A 15,519-nucleotide genomic window follows, 5' to 3' on the forward strand; every position below is an offset into this window, starting at 1 on the left:
GGACGGGGCCTCGGGGATCGCTGTGCGGTTAAGCCGACACCGCCAATTGCCACAGCCCCACGGCTATGGAATCGGTCATGCGGTCCAGCGCTTCGGTGTTGATGTTGTCCGGGTAGGAATCGCAGGAGTCGTGGTAGCACGGGTCGTACGACTCTCCGGCCTTGCCGCCCCACTTCTCGGCCTGCTCGGCCGTCATCTGGGCTCCGGCTCCGGTGAACAGACCCGCGACCGGGATACCGGCGTCCTCGAAGGACATCTCGTCCGAGCAGCACTCGCCGGTGTTCTCGGTCTCGATGTTCAGTTCCTTCAGGTGGGCGCCCAGCGCCTCGGTGTACTTGGCGTCGCCGTCCAGGAAGTAACCGGCGTTGGTGGAGCCGATCATGTCGAAGTTCAGGTACGCCTCGACACCGTCGGCGCCGCCGTTCTGCACGTAGTACGCCGAGCCGTTGAGGCCCTGCTCCTCGTCGGCCCACCAACCGAACCGCACGTGCTTGGTCAGCTCCGGCTTGGCCTCGGCCAGCTGCAACGCGACCTCCAGCAGCGCGGCCGAACCGGAACCGTTGTCGTTGATACCCGGTCCGGCGCTGACGCCGTCCAGGTGACCGCCGAGCATGATGGTCGCCTGCTCGTCGCCACCGGGCCAGTCGGCGATGATGTTCGGGTCGGGCGAGGTGCACGACTCACAGGTCTGCTTCTCGACCTCGAAGCCGGCCTCGGTCAGCTTGGTGGCGACGTAGTCGGCCGAGGCGGTGTACCCCTCGGTTCCGGCCGAGCGGTTGCCACCGTTGGCGTCGGCGATGTTCTGAAGCTCCTGCAGGTGCGCCTTGACGTTGTCGACGCTGATGTCGGGGGCGGCCTTGTTCGACTGTTCGGCCTGTACCGGGGAGGCCAAAGCCGGTGCGGCGAACACCAGCCCCACCGCCGTCACAAGTCCGACCCCGATCGCCAACAGCGATCTGGTCCTTGACATAGGGGGTTCTCCATTCCAGGGGGGTTCACGCCGGGGTTGGGCGCGAGTTACCGCAGCATACCGCATATCCATCCACATTTACATGAATGAATATTCACGTGGTATTTCCGCGAAAACCCCACCCGACTGATCCCGACCGCCCCGTCCACACCGGCCCTCTAGGATCACGGGGATGAGTGCCGCCGCCGTTGACGCCCCCGTGCGCCCCCCGGCCGACCCCACCGACCCGGTCCCGGCACGCCTGCGCGCCCGCCTGTCCCCCTGGCGCCCCACCAACCGGCTTCAGGGCTGGCTCATCGCGGGCCTCGTCACGGCTTTCGGCGCCGCCCTGCGCCTCGTCGGCCTCACCCACCCCAAGGGCCTCATCTTCGACGAGGTCTACTACGCCCAGGACGCCAAACAACTCCTCGACCACGGCGTCGAATGGGACGTCGAGACCGCCAACGGCTCCTACGTAGCCCACCCCCCACTGGGCAAGTGGTGCATCGCCCTCGGCGAATGGCTGTTCGGCTACGACGAGTTCGGCTGGCGCATCTCCTCAGCGGTGGCCGGGATCATCTCGATCCTCCTCATCACCCTGCTGGCCCGCCGCCTCACCGGCTCCACAGTGCTGGGAGCCGTCGCCGGTCTGCTGGTCTCCATGGACGGCATGCACCTGGTCCTGTCGCGCACCGCACTGCTCGACATCTTCCTGATGCTCTTCCTCCTGGCCGCCTTCTACTGCCTCGTCCTCGACCGGGAATCCCGCCGCTCCCGCTGGCTGGCGGCCCTGTCGTCCGGCCTGGACCCCACCAAGAAGAGCCCACCGTTCCAGTTCCCCTGGTGGCGCGTCGCCGCGGCCGTCCTGTCCGGCTGCGCCATGGGCGTCAAGTGGAGCGCCCTGTGGTTCATCATCCTGTTCCTCATCCTCATCTTCGTCTGGGAATGGCAACTGCGCCGCCTGGTCGGCACCCGCACCCCCATCCTCGACGCCCTGGTCACCGAGATCGGCTGGCTGTTCACCTTCGGCATCGTCTCCATCCTCACCTACCTGGCCACCTGGACCGGCTGGTTCGCCACCGACAACGGCTACTTCCGGCACTGGCTGGCCGACTCCGGCTCCTCAGAACCCCCCGTCCTCGGCGCCCTGGTCAACCTGTGGCACTACCACACCGACGTCCTCAGCTTCCACGATGGACTGTCGAGCCCCCACACCTACCAGTCCTGGCCCTGGCAGTGGATCCTCGACATCCGCCCCGTCGTCTTCTTCTGGTCCTCCGACGTCGACTGCGGCGCCCCCGAATGCGCCTCCGAAGTGCTCCTCCTGGGCACCCCACTCCTGTGGTGGGCCTTCATCCCCGCCCTGATAGCCCTCGTGTGGTGGGGTCTGTCCAACCGAGACTGGCGCGCCTGGGCGATCTTCGGCGCCGCCTTCGCGGGCATAGCGCCCTGGCTCCTCTACCCCGACCGCACCATGTTCTCCTTCTACGCCCTCCCCGCGGTCCCCTTCCTCGTCCTCGCCCTCACGGTCACCCTCGGCCTCATCATCGGCCCCCGCACGGCCACCCCCGAACGCCGCCTCTCCGGCTCCCTCATAGCAGCGGGCATAGTCATCCTCATCGCCCTGTGCTTCGCCTACTTCTGGCCACTGTATACAGGCCAGATCATGACCAACGACGACTGGCACGCCCGCATCTGGCTCGAAGACCGCTGGATCTGACCCCACCCAATACACCCAAGACCCCCTCCCCCCGCCTGTGCTAGGGTGATCGCCGGTCAATCGACCAGGGGCTGTAGCGCAGTTGGTAGCGCACCTCGTTCGCAACGAGGGGGTCAGGGGTTCAAATCCCCTCAGCTCCACAAGGAACAACCAGATGATGAGCCGCTGGACCGATTTCGGTTCGGCGGCTTTCTTCGTCACATCTCCGTCGAGCGGAAGCGGTCGGTGACGTCGGTGGACGGTACAACGCCGGACGGGATGGTCCAGCCGCGCTCGAAGCGATCCTGTTGTCGCCCGCCCCAGGTCATGCCGAGGGCCGCGTACTTGCCGTCGAAGAGTCGCTTGAACTCGGCGTACAGGTCATCGGCCGCATAGAGTTTCGCCGACCGAACCGAAGCGGTCGCGGGATCGATCTCGACCGTGACCACGTCGTGGGTGAAAGAGCGGATGACCCCCGCGCGTTTGCCCACCGAGAACGTCTTGACCTGCAGGTCGCCGTGTTTCGGTGTTCGCACGTCGAACGCCTTCTGGTGAAACGGGGCGACGGTGCCGTTGAATGCCTTCGCGACGAGTTCTTCCCCGAACTGGCCCAGGATCGATGTGGTGTTCTTGCCGTGCTGTGCCAGGGCATGGGCGATGCGGACAAGGTCGGCCGTGGTCCAGGTGCCGGTTCGAAGGGAGGTGATGATGGCGTCGGCGTCGAGCTGGTTCACGGTGGGGTGCTCCGATCTTCAGTTGCGCTAGTGGGGGCTTGCATTGTTGCCACGGGCGGGGTGGTGCGGTTGTGGCTGCGTGAGGTGGTTTTGGGGTTCGAGTATGTGGTGGCCATGGCGTCGTGTGGGTTCGCTTTGGGTTGGGCCTGACGGCTGGGGGCGCGTCGACCGGTTAGCCGTCGGAGGGGGTGGGCATCAGAGGTTGGCCGTCGTGTTCGGCGGCGCGGACCAGGCGTCGCAGTAGGTCGTTGAGTTGTTCGAGTTCGGGGTTGGTGAGGCCCGACAGTAGGTCGCGTTCGGTGTCGTCCTGTTGGCCGATGGTGTCGCGCCATGCGCGGGAGCCGGTGTCGGTTAGTGCCACCAGGAGGCGGCGGCGGTCGGAGGGGTCGTGGACGCGTTCCACCAAGCCGTTGCGCTCCATGCGGTCCAGGCGGTTGGTGAGGGTGGCCGGGTGGGTGTCGAGCAGTTCGGCCAGGTGGGAGGGGGTCAGGTGGTAGGGCGGGCCGGTTGCTCTCAGGCGCCACAGGATGTCGTATTCCCAGCTGGTGAGGGGGTGGGCCGCGAGTGCGGCTTCCCGGTGGCGTTGTAGGTGGCGTACCAGCATTTGCATTCGGGTGACGACGCCTTCCCGGAGGGGGTCGAGGGTGGGGAGTTCGGTTCGCCAGTGGGCGATGTGGCGGTCGATGGAGTCGGTCATGGGTTCAGGATAGGTGTGGTTTCATATATTTTGGCTTCGTAGTAAGATATTTGAAATCGTAATACTTTGAATGGAGCTGCTTATGGCGTCACTCAAGTTGGCCGGACGGATGAACGAGCACGTTGTGGAGAGCGAGCTGTTGCGCGACAACGTGCTCGGTGATCCCGCGGAGCGGCCGCTGTGGGTCTACACGCCGCCCGGCTATGACGACGGCGACGAGACCTATCCCGTGTGCTACCTGCTGCTGGGGTATGCCGGGACGCTTCCGATGTGGCGCAACCGGACGCCGTTCCGCAAGCCGGTTCCGGAGCTGTTCGACGCGATGGTCGCGAGTGGGGAGGCGCCGCCGATGATCCTGGTGTTCGTGGACGCCTGGACCTCGTATGGGGGCAGCCAGTTCGTCGACTCGGTGGGGACCGGGCGGTACCACTCGTATTTGTGCGAGGAGGTGGTGGCTTGGGTGGACCGGCACTATCGGACCCGGGCCGATCGGGAGTACCGGGCGATCGCCGGGAAGTCCAGTGGCGGGCTTGGTGCCGCGATCAGTGCGATGTTGCGGCCCGATCTGTTTGGCGCGTTCGCCACCCATTCCGGGGATTCGTTGTCGGAGGCCCAGTACATTCCGCATTTCCTGCACGCCGCCCGGCAGTTGCGGCCGTACGGCGGCGACATTTTCGCCTGGTGGGCCGACTTCGGTTCCCGGGTGGCGTTCACCAAGGACGAGGACCTGCGGTTGCTGGAGTTGTTGGGTGTTTCGGCCTGTTTCTCCCCTGACCCGGACGGGAAACCCTTGCTGCCCTTCGATCCTGTCACCGGCGCGCTCGTTGAGGATGTCTGGCGGCGTTGGCTGGAGTGGGATCCGGTGCGTATGGCGCGTGGGTATGCCGAGGCGCTGCGATCGCAGAAGGGGATCTGGATCGACGCGGGGACCCGGGACGAGTGGTTTCTCGACCTGGGTGCCACCGCGTTTCGCCGGGTGCTGGGAGACATCGGGGTGGCCGACGACGTCGTCGAGTTCGAGTTGTTCGACGCCGGGCATGTCGGCATCGAGTATCGGCATCCGCTGGCTCTCAGTTGGTTGGCGCGTCGGTTGACGGATCAGGAGGGTTAGCGGCCGCGTCGGTTTGGCGCCTGCGGTGGGCCAGACCGGCGAGGGTTTCCCAGATCAGGCGGTGGGCGTTGTTGGTGGTGAGGTCGGCGTGGTCGTATGGCGGGCAGACTTCGGTGATGTCGAGGGCGACCACGTTGGTATCCATGGCGATGCGACGGACGGCGCGCAGGAGGTCGGCGGGGGTGAGGCCGCCGGGTTCGGGGGTGCCCGTGCCGGGGGCGAAGCCGGGGTCCAGGACGTCGATGTCGATGGATATGTAGATGCCGTCGGTGCCGTCCAGCGCTTCGGTGATGACGTCGTCCATCACGGATTGGATGCCGCGTTCCCAGATTTCCTGCATCGTGTGGTGGCGCATGCCTTGGGCGCGCATCCAGGCCTGGACGTCGGGTGGGGGCCAGTAGCCGCGCAGACCGACCTGGATGAAGTGCTTTCCGGTGATGGCGCCCGATTCGATGAGACGGCGCATGGGGGTGCCGTGGCTGGCGAGGTTGCCCCGGACGATGTCGGCCGTGTCCGCGTGGGCGTCGAAGTGGATCATGCCGATGCGGCCGTGGCCGTGGTGGGCGCCGACGGCCAGGGCGGCGGGCCAGGTGATGGAGTGGTCGCCGCCGATGATGACCGGGATGATGTCGCGGGTGGTCACCTCGGATACGCGTTGGTGGATGGCGGTTTTCGAGGGCTCCCACAGGCCCGGGCTGACGATGGCGTCGCCGTAGTCGACGACGTCGAGGTGGTCGAATATCTCGATCTCTAGGTCGAGGTGGTAGCTGCCCGGGTCGTAGGCGTTGGCGCGCAGGGCGCGGGGGCCGAAGCGGGCTCCGGGGCGGTTGGTGGTGTTGTCGTCCCAGGGGGCACCGATGATGGCGACGTCGGGGCGCCACGCGTCGAGTTGTTCCGGTTCGGAGAGGTGCGGGCGCAGACCGAAGGTGGGCACGCCCATGTAGGAGGAGGAGTCGAGCTGGGCCCGCAGACCGGGCGGGAGCTGGTTTTCGGGGGTCATGGGGTGTAGTCCACATCCAGGGTGGTGGGACGGCAATGGATGTAGCTTGGGGCTTAATGATCAGGTTCGTGCTCGGGGTTGAGGACCTCGTCGACACCCGGTTCGCCGTCTCGCCGTTGCAGGAGACGGTGCTGAGTTTGCGGGTGCTGCGGGATCCCGGCTGGTACGCGTTGCATTTGCCTTGGCGCCGAATGGTTCTGCCGCGGCTGGATGGGCTGGATCTGGGGTTGTTGCTGGCGCTGGTGGGCAGGCGCCACACGCTTCCCGACTTCCTGACGCCGCGTCCGACGAGTTTCGCTCCGGCGTTCGAGGACGAGTGGGACGTCGCGCGGCGGGCGGCACCGGAGGTGGTTCGGCGGGAGCTTACGGCCGCGTATGAACCGGATGCGGTTCCCGAGGTCTTGCGGGACGCGGCGGGTGGCGACGTGGGGCTGCTCGGGGAGGCTGTGTGCGGGGTGTTGCGGCGGTACTGGCAGCTCGCGATCGAGCCGTTCTGGGAGCGGATGCGGCTCGTGATGGAAGCCGACATGACTTACCGCGCAAGGCAACTGGCGGTGGGCGGGGCACGGTTGTTGTTCGCCGACATGCATCCCCACCTGCGGTGGCGGGACGGGGTGCTGTCGGTGGACAAAGTGGTCGGTGAGCATCGGGTGGTGGCGTCGGGGCGGGGTTTGTTGCTGATTCCGTCGGTGTTCGCGCACCAGCCCGCTCCGCCGGTGACTCCGGACGAACCGCCGGTGCTGGCCTACCCGAGTCGGGGCGTGGCGACGTTGTGGGCTTCGGCGCCGGTCGCCGAGTCGAGCGCGCTCGACTCGCTGCTTGGGGTGGCGAAGGCGCGAATCCTGCTGCTCCTTGAGGAACCGTTGGCGACATCGGAGATCGCCCGGCGGCTGGACGTGACCCCCAGCGCCGTGTCGCAGCAGCTGCGCGTGTTGCACGACAACGGATTGGTGGCCAGGGCCCGGCAGGGGCGGCAGGTCCTCTATCGACGCAGTTCTCTGGGCGATCAGTTGGCGCGGCGGAAAGCGCCGTCTTGACAGGTGCGACCCGAACATGTATAAAACCATGTGGTTATAAAACCGAAAGGTTATGTACATGGTTGCGAGTGACACCCTGGACGCGACGTTCGCGGCGCTGGCCGATCCCACGCGGCGGGCGATCCTGGCGCGCTTGGCCAACGGGGACGCCACGGTCACGGAGTTGGCCGAGCCGCTGACGATCAGCCAGCCCGCCGTGTCCAAGCACTTGCGGGTGCTGGAGCGGGCCGGGCTGGTGAGTCGGGGACGGGACGCACAGCGACGGCCGTGTCGCCTGGAGGCCGAGCCGTTGCGGGCGGCCACGGACTGGCTGGCCGACTATCGCAACTACTGGGAAGCCAGTTATCAGCGGTTGGACGGCCTGCTCGACGAGTTGCGGGGCGGCGAGTCGTGAACACTCCGCTTCCGGGGCTGGGCTTGCGGGTCGTCGCGTCCGGGGCCACCGATCTGGTGCTCACCAGGGTTTTCGACGCGCCCTCGGCGTTGGTGTTCGACGCGATGACCAAGCCGGAGTTGTTGCGACGCTGGCATGGGGCGCGAGGGTGGTGGCTGACCGAGTGCGAAGTGGACCTGCGGCGCGGCGGCGCCTGGCGGTTCGTCTCTCGCGGACCAAACGGGGCCACTATGGAGATGTACGGGACGTTTCGTGAGGTCGCGCCGCCGCATCGCTTGGTGCAGACCGAGATCCACCGGGACTGGGACGAGGGGGCCGCGCTGGTCACCACCGTGTTGGACGAGACCGACGGGCGCACCACCATGACCGTCACCGCGCGGTACTCCTCGACCGAGATCCGCGACCAGGTCGTGCGCAGTCCGATGGAACGCGGCGCGGGCGAAGCCTACGAACGGCTGGCCGCCGTGCTGGCCGATGCACTCATCCGAGAAAGGGACCCAGAATGAACGACGACCGTCCGACCACCACCGAGATCCCCGACATCGCCGACGTCACCGCTGACCCGGGCAATCCGCCGGTGCCGCCGGGCGCACTGCTGCTGGAGCTGGTTCCGGTGCCCGTCACCGACATCGACCGGGCCAAGGCGTTCTATCAGGACAAACTCGGCTTCCACGTCGATGTCGACGTCAGCCCCGCCGAGGGTGTGCGGGTCGTGCAGTGCACGCCGCCGGGTTCGGCGTGCTCGATCACGCTCATCGAGGGACTGCCCGAGCTGGACATGCCACCGGGGACCCTGCGGGGTCTGCATCTCGTCGTCGCCGATATCAAGGCGGAACGGGAAAAGCTGCTCGGCCGGGGTGTCGAGGTCGGCGAGATCGTGGACTCCGGTGGCGTCCTGTACGTCTACTTCGCCGACCCGGACGGCAACACCTGGTGCCTACAGCACATGCCCTGGCGCTGAGCGACCGCCCGCGACATGCCAAGGTGGACGAATGTCGCTGCTTGCCGCCGCTCAGGGCGGGGACGAGGACGCCTTCGCGCGACTGGTCGCCGGGCATCGCCACGAGTTGCACGTCTACTGCTACCGGATGCTCGGTTCGGTGGAGGACGCCAAGGACGCGGTGCAGGAGACCATCCTCGCCGCGTGGCGGGGCCTGGCCGGGTTCCAGCAGCGCGCCTCGCTGCGGTCCTGGCTGTACCGGATCGCGACCAACTGCTGTCTGCGGATGAGCGACAAGCGGCCGAAGCGGATCGTGTCCTGGGACCACGGACCGTCGCGTAAACCGGGCGACGACCTGGGAACGCCGGTGACCGAACCGATCTGGCTGCAACCGTGGCCCGACGACGTCTCCACGATCGACCCCGAGTGCGCCGACCCCGCGACCTCCTACGGCCGCAAGGAAAGCGTCGGACTGGCCTATGTCGCGGCGTTGCAGCGGCTGCCCGCCAACCAGCGCGCGGTGCTGATTCTGCGGGAGGTGCTGGCGTTCTCGGCGGCTGAGGTCGCCGAGCAGTTGGGCACCTCGACCCAGTCGGTGAACAGCGCGATGCAGCGGGCCAAGGCGAACCTGGCCCAGCCGGTGTCGGTGGACGAGCCGCGCGTCGACGGGCTCGACGCCGGGCAGCGGGAGGCGATGGACGCCTTCGTGTCGGCGTTCGAGCGGGCGGACGTTCCCGCCCTGGTGCGGCTGCTGGCCGAGGACGTCCGGTTCACGATGCCGCCGCTGCCCGCGTGGTTCGACGGTGTCGCGGACGTGACCGGGTTCTTCGCGCAGCGCGTGTTCGCCACCCCGTGGCGGGTGACGCGGGTCGGGTTCAACGGACGGCCCGCGATGGCGTGCTACCAGGGCATCGAGGGCGAGTTCCGGCTGGGAACCCTGACGATTCCGCACTTCCGCGACGGCAGGGTCGTGTGGATCGCGTCCTTCCTCGACCCGCTGTTGCTGGCGCGACTGGGACTGCCGCCCCGGCTGTAGAGATTTCTCGAAGTTTTTCTGACCGGAGCGATGAATCCCGGAGATCGGCTGTCTCTTAACACCCGACAGCGATTCAGATCTTCCGAAAGGAGCGCGTCATGCGCACCGTCATCGTCTCCAACATCATGTCCGTGGACGGCTACCACGAGGGCCCGGGCGGCAACGTCATGGCGCTCAACATGGATGCGGCCTTCGACGCCTACAACCTGGAGCGGTTCCGCAGCGCGGGCACCGTCTTGTTGGGCGGCACCTCGTTCCAGATGTTCAGTTCCTACTGGCCCGGTATCGCCGACGCGCCCGCCGACCCGGACAACCCGGCACTCGACGAGGTCAACCGCGAGATCAGCCGGGTCTTCAACGCGCTGCCCAAGGTCGTGGTGTCCGACTCCTATGTCCCGTCCGCCGACAACCCTTGGTACGACAGCACCACCGTCGTCAAGCGGGCCGAGGTGGCGGACTGGCTGACCGCCGAACGTCAGCGCGGCTCCGGCGACTTCGTGACCTTCGGCAGCCGGACGATGTGGAACGGGCTGTTGGCTCAGGAGCTTGTCGACGAGCTTCATCTGATGGTGGGGCCCAAGGCTTTGGGTGGCGGGACGCCGGTCTTCGCCGCGCCCGTCGAACTGCGGTTGCTGGGGATTCGCCGGTTCGACGGCTCCGACAACGTGGTGCTGCGCTACGCGCCGGTCACGCCCGCGATCTAGGCCAACCGGGTGAGGATCCGCAGCAGGGGTGCCGGGTCCTGCGGTCCCAGGTGGGGTGCGTCGAGGGAACGGACGTCGAAGCGGTTGTCGCCGGTGGCGGCGTCGGCTTCGTCGATCATCCGGTCCTGCAACGCCGGCGGGATGGCGCGGTCGGCGGTGCAACGGATGTAGGTGCGCGGTACCCGGCCCCAGCTGCCGGGGTGGCCGCGGGCGTCGTCGGTGGCCACCGCCGCGGCTTCGTCGGGTTCGAAACCGTTGAGGGCGGCGCGAAACGCGGCCTTGTCGTAGTCGGCCGCGAGTGCCTCCCTTGCGGCGTCGATGAACTCGGGGTCGGCGGATCGCCAGTTGGTGCGGTTGACGCCCAGTTGTTCCGGGTCGCCGGTGCCGGGGATCGTGGGCAGCAGGGTCGTCTCGCCTTCCGGGGTGAGGAAGGCGTCGACGACGCTGCGCAGTTCGACGCAGCAGAACGCGGTCAGGTAGATCAGCCGGGCGATCAGGTCGGGGACCTCGTTGGCGACCCGCGTGATGGTGGCTCCGCCCATGCTGTGGCCCAACAGGATCACCGGGCCGTGCCGCGCGACGCGGCGCACCAGTTTCGTGACGTGCCGGACGTTGTCGGCCAGGGTGACGTCGGCCAGTACCGGCGACGGTGCGGTGGCGAAGCCGTCGAGGTCCTGCGGTGCCTGGTACGACAGCGGGAAGTTCCCCTGTGGTCCGTGGCCGGGCAGGTCGACCGGCAGCACGCGGTGTCCGGCGGCGGCCAGGCCCGCGGTCAGTGCCGCGAAGGACGCGGCGTTGCCGTTCGCGCCGTGTACCAGGACGAAGGTGGTGGGGTCGTTCGGTCGCGCCTGCGCCGTCCGGGTCGTCAGGGCGGTGGATCCGGCGGCGGCCAGCGCGGTGGCGCCCAGCAGCGCCCGACGGCCGAAGGTTCGTCCCTTGTGGTTTCGCTGCTCAGGCATTGGCCTTCCTCCTCGACCGGGCGCGGGCGGCGGCCCAGACCAGCAGCCCGACCCCGACAGCACCGACCAGCAGGTCGGTCCACTGCGGGAGTCCGGCGGAGCGCAGCAGGGCGGCGGCGCCGAAGCTGGTGTGCCACAGGGATTCGGTTATCGCCGAGCCGAAGCCCTGCACGAACAGGACGAGGCCGATCACCCAGCGGGTGCTCTGCCAGCCGTCGCGGTCGGGGTGGTCGGTGGCCATGCGGTACTCCTTCGCGTCGGTCGTACCGGACGTTCCGATACGAGCGTATCGAATCGTAGCACGGTTCCGATACAAGTGCATCGCATAGACTCGACAACGTGCCCAAGCAGGTAGACCACGACGCCCGCCGCCTCCAGATCGCCAAGGCGGCCTTCGATCTCATCAGTGAGCGCGGGCTGGAGGCGGCGACGCTTCGGGACGTCGCGCTGCGCGCCGAGGTGTCGCTGGGCGCGGTCCAGCGCTGTTTCTCCACCAAGGACGAGATGATCGTCTTCGTCCTGGAGTACATGAACCAGCGGGTCACCGAGCGGATTCAGGGCCGGATCTCGGCCACCGCCGACCCGGACTCGACCGTGACCATGCTGGAGCAGACCCTGATCGGCATCATCCCGGTGGACCGGCTGAGCCTGGCCGAGTCCCGGGTGTGGCTGGCCTTCATCGCGCAGGCGGCCGTCAACCCGAAACTGGCCGCGATCCAGCGCGAGCAGTACACCGGCACCGCCGAGCTGTTCGCGTTGCTGCTCAAGGTCGGACAGGACACCGGGAAACTGCGGGCCGACCTCGAACCCGCCGACGAGGCCGAGTCGCTGCTCACCTTCACCGACGGGTTGAACATTCAGATCCTAGTCGGGCGGCTCTCCCCCGACGACGCTCTGGCCGCGCTGCACCGACGGCTCGACGCCCTGCGGAAGGCGTGAGTCCGGGCCGGGTTCTCCGGCCCGGACGCGTGTCAGTCCTGCGGCAGTTGGGTTTTGGCTTCCTCGTATCCGGCGTCGGCGGGCGCCTCGGCCGGGGCGTAGACCAGGTTCAGCACTCCGGTGCTGAACGCCTGCGAGGACACCAGTTTCAGCGGGATCGACTCCGTGCCCTCGTCGAACAGCCGGGCTCCCTTGCGGACGGCGATCGGGTGGACCAGCAGGTGCAGTTCGTCCAGCAGTCCGGCGGCCAACAGCTGCCGCACCACCGACACCGAGCCGCTCATGCCGATGACGGCGTCGTCGTCCTCGTTCTTCAACGCGGTGACGGTCTCGACGAGATCGCCCTCAAGCTGCTCGGAGTTGCGCCAGGTGAACTTCAGGTCCTGGTGGGAGGCAACGATCTTGCGGACATCGCCGAGTTTCTTGGCGAACCCGGCGTCCTCACCACCGGCGGCTTCGCGCTCGGGCCAGGCACCCGCGAAGCTGTCGTAGGTCTCGCGCCCGAACAGCATGATGTCGGCCGCGCCGAGGGTGTTTCCGACAGCGGCACCCATCTCCTCGTTGAAATACGGGAAGTGCCACTGGTCGGGGGCCTCCACGACGCCGTCCAGCGAGATGAACAAGCCCGCGATGATCTTCCGCATGATGATTCTCCGTTCTCAGACCGAGTGATTGTCACTGGCTAAGACGGGGTCGGGGCGCGGAAGTCATCGCCGAGGGCGGAAAAGATTTTGGGGCCGATGGTGCCAGTGTGACTGCTGAGTTCGAGGCGGCGTAGAATTCAGCTCGCCAGGCGGGCTTTGTGCCCGCACGGTGCTCGGGAAGGCCCCCACCGGCCTTCCCGAGTCTCTATCCACCGAGAGTAAAACTTTCGACCGCGCTGGTTCTGATGCTGGAACCGCGCGGTTTTTTTGTGTCGCCGCCGCATTTGTCCACGTGTTGGCTTCTCAGGCGACCAAGGCGAACCCTGATTGCACTGTCACGAGAATCATACCATGCATTGGCGGCGTGCATCAACTTTGGCAGATGCACGTGCAGATGACTATGAATCTGGGTGTGCATGTCGTATAGTAAGGAGGCCAGTTGAATACCGAGATGGTGGACGTCCGAATCGGGCGCTCGGAAGGGTTTGATGACCATGGCACACAATGGAATACCGGCGGGCCAGTTGCCCGCCACGATTAAGTGGCAGAAAAGTCGCCGCAGCAACCCCAGCGGCAACTGCGTGGAAATGGCCGCCCTCCCCGGCGGCGCAGAGATAGCAGTACGCAATTCCCGCGATCCCCAAGGGCCGGTGCTCGTCTATACTGTGGACGAAATCCGGGCGCTCGTAGGGGGCGCACGGGACGGAGACTTCGACAACCTTCTCGCTTAGGTCAAGTCTCGCCCGGATTTCTCAGCCCACCGTCACCTTAAACCGATTGTCGGAAGATCCCGACTAACCTGTCTTGGTGACATGCTTGCGTGAGAACGCATCACTGAAGAGGCAAGTGTCGGTCCGGAGGTTCACGAGTGGCGATGCCGTCGCCTGGCATAGGGTCTGAAGGTGGGCCAACAGCACTACGTATGCTGTTGGGCGCTCACCTGCGCAGACTCCGTGAGGCGGAAGGCATCAGCCGTTCGGACGCGGGCTGGGAGATCCGGGCCTCCGACTCCAAGATCAGCAGGCTCGAACTCGGCCGGGTCAGTTTCAAGATCCGTGACGTCGAGGATCTGCTGACGTTCTACGGAGTCGACGACGAAGAGGAACGCGCCGAACTCCTGAAACTGGCCGAGGAGGCCAACACTCCCGGTTGGTGGCACCGTTTCGGTGACGTGCTTCCGGGCTGGTTCCAGTCCTATCTGGGCCTTGAGGCCACGGCCTCCCTCATCCGGACCTATGAGAACCAGTTCATCCCAGGACTGTTGCAGACCAAGGCTTACGCGCGTGGCGTCGTGTTGCTGGGTCACGGACGCGCCAGTGCCCGCGAGGTCGATCACCGAGTGGATCTGCGGACGTCGCGACAGCAGATCCTGCACCGCGAGAACCCGCCTCGGGTGTGGACGGTCGTCGACGAGGCGGCACTGCGACGGCCGATCGGTGGCAAGCAGGTGATGCGGGAGCAGCTGGAACACCTGATAGAGGTCAGCAAGGCTCCCCACATACAGATCCAGATCATCAAGTTCGAGGCCGGTGGCCACGCCGCCGCGGGCGGCCCGTTCACGATGCTGCGGTTCCCGGACCAGGAACTGCCCGACATCATCTACATCGAACAGCTCACCAGCGCCCTGTACCTGGACAAGCGGGACGACGTGGATCTGTACACCGCGTCGATGGAACGGCTGTGCGTGCAGGCGGAAGAGCCGAAGAAGACGCCGGAGATACTCCGGGAGATCATCGGGCAGCTCTACTCGTAGCTCCCAAAAGGACCGGGGAAGCGCGGTCTCCCGCACTCCCCCGGTTCACGTTGTGGCGCTTAGCCCTTCTTGGCGATTCCCGCCATGAGGATCCGCTGGTACGGCTCCAGGTCCTCGGCCGGAGTCAGCACCCGGTCCGGCTCCCCCGGGAACCAGCGGGCCAGGAAGTCCAGTCCCGGCGGTTCCAGCGGCAGACCGAGGAAGTGCTCCTTGATGCGCTCGGGGGTCCGGATCCAGCCGTTGCCAAGGCTTTCCAGACCGGCCTGCTCCATCGCCTTCTGCAGCGGTTCCCCGGTGTCGACGAAGTCGGTGATGAACAGGTAGCTTCCGGCGGGCATCGTGTCCAGGATGGTGCGCACCCACTCGTCGGGCTGCTCGTCATCGTGGAAGTGCATGTGGAGGCCCACGATCATCAGCGCGATCGGACGGCTGAAGTCGAGCATCCGCTGCACGTCCTCGTTCTCGAGGATCTCGTTCGGGCGCCGCAGGTCCGCGGTGACCACAGTGGTCGAGTTGTTGGTCGCCAGCAGCGCCCGGCCGTGCGCCAGCACGATCGGGTCGTTGTCCACATAGACGACCTTCGCCTCCGGGTTGATCTCCTGGGCGGCCTCGTGGGTGTTCTTCACCGTCGGCAGGCCACTGCCGATGTCCAGGAACTGGTCGATGCCCTGGCGGACCAGGTACTGCACCCCCTTGACCAGTGCTTCCCGGTTCTCCTTGGCGCACTTGCCCGAATCGGGCACGTACTTGAGGTAGGTGTCGGCGCCCGCGCGGTCGGCGGCGAAGTTGTCCTTGCCTCCCAGCAGCGCGTCGTACACGCGCGCGATCGTCGGTTCATTGATGTCGAATTCAGAGGGGGGTTGATAGCCCTCGTTGGGTGTCGCCCCATCGGATGCGGTCATCGCGCAGCCTTCGCGTCGTTG

Annotated in this window: 19 protein-coding genes and 1 tRNA gene; 12 read left to right on the forward strand and 8 right to left on the reverse strand. The window is 66.7% G+C overall.

Going from position 1 to position 15,519, the window contains the following annotated elements; translation table 11 throughout:
- Nucleotides 1–28 precede the first annotated feature (28 nt).
- A complete protein-coding gene (locus tag SNAS_RS28305) occupies nucleotides 29–970 on the reverse strand; it encodes a M20/M25/M40 family metallo-hydrolase (protein WP_013020921.1) in 942 nt (313 codons plus the stop codon).
- Nucleotides 971–1,142: 172 nt separating this feature from the next.
- Here SNAS_RS28305 and SNAS_RS28310 point away from each other — a divergent pair, with 172 nt between their 5' ends.
- Together SNAS_RS28310 and SNAS_RS28315 are read left to right on the forward strand one after the other, a co-directional pair.
- Nucleotides 1,143–2,669: a dolichyl-phosphate-mannose--protein mannosyltransferase gene (locus SNAS_RS28310; protein WP_013020922.1), complete on the forward strand. Its 1,527-nt coding sequence runs from the start codon at nucleotides 1,143–1,145 to the stop codon at nucleotides 2,667–2,669.
- Between the two features lie 67 nt (nucleotides 2,670–2,736).
- Nucleotides 2,737–2,809, forward strand: a tRNA-Ala gene (locus SNAS_RS28315).
- A 57-nt stretch (nucleotides 2,810–2,866) separates the two neighbouring features.
- Here the strand turns inward: SNAS_RS28315 and SNAS_RS28320 are convergent.
- Nucleotides 2,867–3,382 carry a hypothetical protein gene (locus SNAS_RS28320; protein WP_013020923.1) on the reverse strand — a complete coding sequence of 172 codons (516 nt, stop codon included), beginning with the start codon at nucleotides 3,380–3,382 and terminating at the stop codon, nucleotides 2,867–2,869.
- A 172-nt stretch (nucleotides 3,383–3,554) separates the two neighbouring features.
- Nucleotides 3,555–4,079: a MarR family winged helix-turn-helix transcriptional regulator gene (locus SNAS_RS28325; protein WP_013020924.1), complete on the reverse strand. Its 525-nt coding sequence runs from the start codon at nucleotides 4,077–4,079 to the stop codon at nucleotides 3,555–3,557.
- Between the two features lie 82 nt (nucleotides 4,080–4,161).
- On the opposite strand from SNAS_RS28325, the gene SNAS_RS28330 reads away from it, so the two are divergent.
- Complete coding sequence (locus SNAS_RS28330) at nucleotides 4,162–5,190, forward strand: alpha/beta hydrolase (RefSeq protein WP_013020925.1); 1,029 nt, start codon at nucleotides 4,162–4,164, stop codon at nucleotides 5,188–5,190.
- Here the strand turns inward: SNAS_RS28330 and speB are convergent.
- Entirely contained in the window at nucleotides 5,150–6,190 is a 1,041-nt protein-coding gene (speB, locus tag SNAS_RS28335) for an agmatinase (protein ID WP_013020926.1), read from the reverse strand. The genes SNAS_RS28330 and speB overlap by 41 nt on opposite strands.
- A 56-nt stretch (nucleotides 6,191–6,246) precedes the next feature.
- Here speB and SNAS_RS28340 point away from each other — a divergent pair, with 56 nt between their 5' ends.
- From SNAS_RS28340 to SNAS_RS28365, 6 genes are all read left to right on the forward strand, one after another.
- Complete coding sequence (locus tag SNAS_RS28340; RefSeq protein WP_041625228.1) at nucleotides 6,247–7,227, forward strand: ArsR/SmtB family transcription factor; 981 nt, start codon at nucleotides 6,247–6,249, stop codon at nucleotides 7,225–7,227.
- A gap of 58 nt (nucleotides 7,228–7,285) precedes the next feature.
- Entirely contained in the window at nucleotides 7,286–7,621 is a 336-nt protein-coding gene (locus tag SNAS_RS28345; RefSeq protein WP_013020928.1) for an ArsR/SmtB family transcription factor, read from the forward strand.
- Nucleotides 7,618–8,127, forward strand: a complete 510-nt coding sequence (locus tag SNAS_RS28350) for an SRPBCC family protein (RefSeq protein WP_013020929.1) — start codon at nucleotides 7,618–7,620, stop codon at nucleotides 8,125–8,127. The genes SNAS_RS28345 and SNAS_RS28350 overlap by 4 nt, the downstream gene beginning before the upstream one ends.
- Complete coding sequence (locus tag SNAS_RS28355) at nucleotides 8,124–8,582, forward strand: VOC family protein (RefSeq protein WP_083787251.1); 459 nt, start codon at nucleotides 8,124–8,126, stop codon at nucleotides 8,580–8,582. The genes SNAS_RS28350 and SNAS_RS28355 overlap by 4 nt, the downstream gene beginning before the upstream one ends.
- A 31-nt stretch (nucleotides 8,583–8,613) precedes the next feature.
- Complete coding sequence (locus tag SNAS_RS28360) at nucleotides 8,614–9,597, forward strand: RNA polymerase subunit sigma-70 (protein ID WP_013020931.1); 984 nt, start codon at nucleotides 8,614–8,616, stop codon at nucleotides 9,595–9,597.
- Between the two features lie 98 nt (nucleotides 9,598–9,695).
- Complete coding sequence (locus tag SNAS_RS28365; RefSeq protein WP_013020932.1) at nucleotides 9,696–10,301, forward strand: dihydrofolate reductase family protein; 606 nt, start codon at nucleotides 9,696–9,698, stop codon at nucleotides 10,299–10,301.
- Here SNAS_RS28365 and SNAS_RS28370 read toward each other — a convergent pair.
- Nucleotides 10,298–11,260 (reverse strand): alpha/beta fold hydrolase, encoded by a 963-nt coding sequence (locus SNAS_RS28370; protein ID WP_013020933.1) that lies wholly within the window; start codon nucleotides 11,258–11,260, stop codon nucleotides 10,298–10,300. The two genes, SNAS_RS28365 and SNAS_RS28370, sit on opposite strands and share 4 nt — an antisense overlap.
- Nucleotides 11,253–11,501 (reverse strand): hypothetical protein, encoded by a 249-nt coding sequence (locus tag SNAS_RS28375; RefSeq protein ID WP_013020934.1) that lies wholly within the window; start codon nucleotides 11,499–11,501, stop codon nucleotides 11,253–11,255. The genes SNAS_RS28370 and SNAS_RS28375 overlap by 8 nt, the downstream gene beginning before the upstream one ends.
- 98 nt (nucleotides 11,502–11,599) lie before the next feature.
- Here SNAS_RS28375 and SNAS_RS28380 point away from each other — a divergent pair, with 98 nt between their 5' ends.
- Nucleotides 11,600–12,199: a TetR/AcrR family transcriptional regulator gene (locus SNAS_RS28380; protein WP_013020935.1), complete on the forward strand. Its 600-nt coding sequence runs from the start codon at nucleotides 11,600–11,602 to the stop codon at nucleotides 12,197–12,199.
- Nucleotides 12,200–12,231: 32 nt separating this feature from the next.
- On the opposite strand, the gene SNAS_RS28385 is transcribed toward SNAS_RS28380, so the two are convergent.
- Nucleotides 12,232–12,843, reverse strand: a complete 612-nt coding sequence (locus tag SNAS_RS28385; protein WP_013020936.1) for a dihydrofolate reductase family protein — start codon at nucleotides 12,841–12,843, stop codon at nucleotides 12,232–12,234.
- A gap of 488 nt (nucleotides 12,844–13,331) precedes the next feature.
- On the opposite strand from SNAS_RS28385, the gene SNAS_RS37300 reads away from it, so the two are divergent.
- Both SNAS_RS37300 and SNAS_RS28390 read left to right on the forward strand, forming a co-directional pair.
- Nucleotides 13,332–13,574, forward strand: coding sequence for a DUF397 domain-containing protein (locus tag SNAS_RS37300; protein ID WP_013020937.1), 243 nt, complete (start codon nucleotides 13,332–13,334; stop codon nucleotides 13,572–13,574).
- A gap of 191 nt (nucleotides 13,575–13,765) precedes the next feature.
- The gene (locus tag SNAS_RS28390; protein ID WP_013020938.1) at nucleotides 13,766–14,596 is read left to right on the forward strand and encodes a helix-turn-helix domain-containing protein; all 831 of its coding nucleotides are present in this window, start codon (nucleotides 13,766–13,768) and stop codon (nucleotides 14,594–14,596) included.
- A 59-nt stretch (nucleotides 14,597–14,655) separates the two neighbouring features.
- On the opposite strand, the gene SNAS_RS28395 is transcribed toward SNAS_RS28390, so the two are convergent.
- Nucleotides 14,656–15,498, reverse strand: coding sequence for an SAM-dependent methyltransferase (locus tag SNAS_RS28395; RefSeq protein WP_013020939.1), 843 nt, complete (start codon nucleotides 15,496–15,498; stop codon nucleotides 14,656–14,658).
- Between the last annotated feature and the right edge of the window lie 21 nt (nucleotides 15,499–15,519).

The sequence above is a fragment of the Stackebrandtia nassauensis DSM 44728 genome (assembly GCF_000024545.1).
Lineage (GTDB): Bacteria > Actinomycetota > Actinomycetes > Mycobacteriales > Micromonosporaceae > Stackebrandtia > Stackebrandtia nassauensis.

Coding starts and splice junctions, on each gene's coding strand:
- SNAS_RS28305 (WP_013020921.1), bottom strand. CDS start 970: ATGTCAAGGACCAGATCGCTGTTGGCGATCGGGGTCGGACTTGTGACG.
- SNAS_RS28310 (WP_013020922.1), top strand. CDS start 1,143: ATGAGTGCCGCCGCCGTTGACGCCCCCGTGCGCCCCCCGGCCGACCCC.
- SNAS_RS28325 (WP_013020924.1), bottom strand. CDS start 4,079: ATGACCGACTCCATCGACCGCCACATCGCCCACTGGCGAACCGAACTC.
- SNAS_RS28330 (WP_013020925.1), top strand. CDS start 4,162: ATGGCGTCACTCAAGTTGGCCGGACGGATGAACGAGCACGTTGTGGAG.
- speB (WP_013020926.1), bottom strand. CDS start 6,190: ATGACCCCCGAAAACCAGCTCCCGCCCGGTCTGCGGGCCCAGCTCGAC.
- SNAS_RS28340 (WP_041625228.1), top strand. CDS start 6,247: ATGATCAGGTTCGTGCTCGGGGTTGAGGACCTCGTCGACACCCGGTTC.
- SNAS_RS28345 (WP_013020928.1), top strand. CDS start 7,286: ATGGTTGCGAGTGACACCCTGGACGCGACGTTCGCGGCGCTGGCCGAT.
- SNAS_RS28355 (WP_083787251.1), top strand. CDS start 8,124: ATGAACGACGACCGTCCGACCACCACCGAGATCCCCGACATCGCCGAC.
- SNAS_RS28360 (WP_013020931.1), top strand. CDS start 8,614: ATGTCGCTGCTTGCCGCCGCTCAGGGCGGGGACGAGGACGCCTTCGCG.
- SNAS_RS28365 (WP_013020932.1), top strand. CDS start 9,696: ATGCGCACCGTCATCGTCTCCAACATCATGTCCGTGGACGGCTACCAC.
- SNAS_RS28370 (WP_013020933.1), bottom strand. CDS start 11,260: ATGCCTGAGCAGCGAAACCACAAGGGACGAACCTTCGGCCGTCGGGCG.
- SNAS_RS28375 (WP_013020934.1), bottom strand. CDS start 11,501: ATGGCCACCGACCACCCCGACCGCGACGGCTGGCAGAGCACCCGCTGG.
- SNAS_RS28385 (WP_013020936.1), bottom strand. CDS start 12,843: ATGCGGAAGATCATCGCGGGCTTGTTCATCTCGCTGGACGGCGTCGTG.
- SNAS_RS37300 (WP_013020937.1), top strand. CDS start 13,332: ATGACCATGGCACACAATGGAATACCGGCGGGCCAGTTGCCCGCCACG.
- SNAS_RS28390 (WP_013020938.1), top strand. CDS start 13,766: ATGCTGTTGGGCGCTCACCTGCGCAGACTCCGTGAGGCGGAAGGCATC.
- SNAS_RS28395 (WP_013020939.1), bottom strand. CDS start 15,498: ATGACCGCATCCGATGGGGCGACACCCAACGAGGGCTATCAACCCCCC.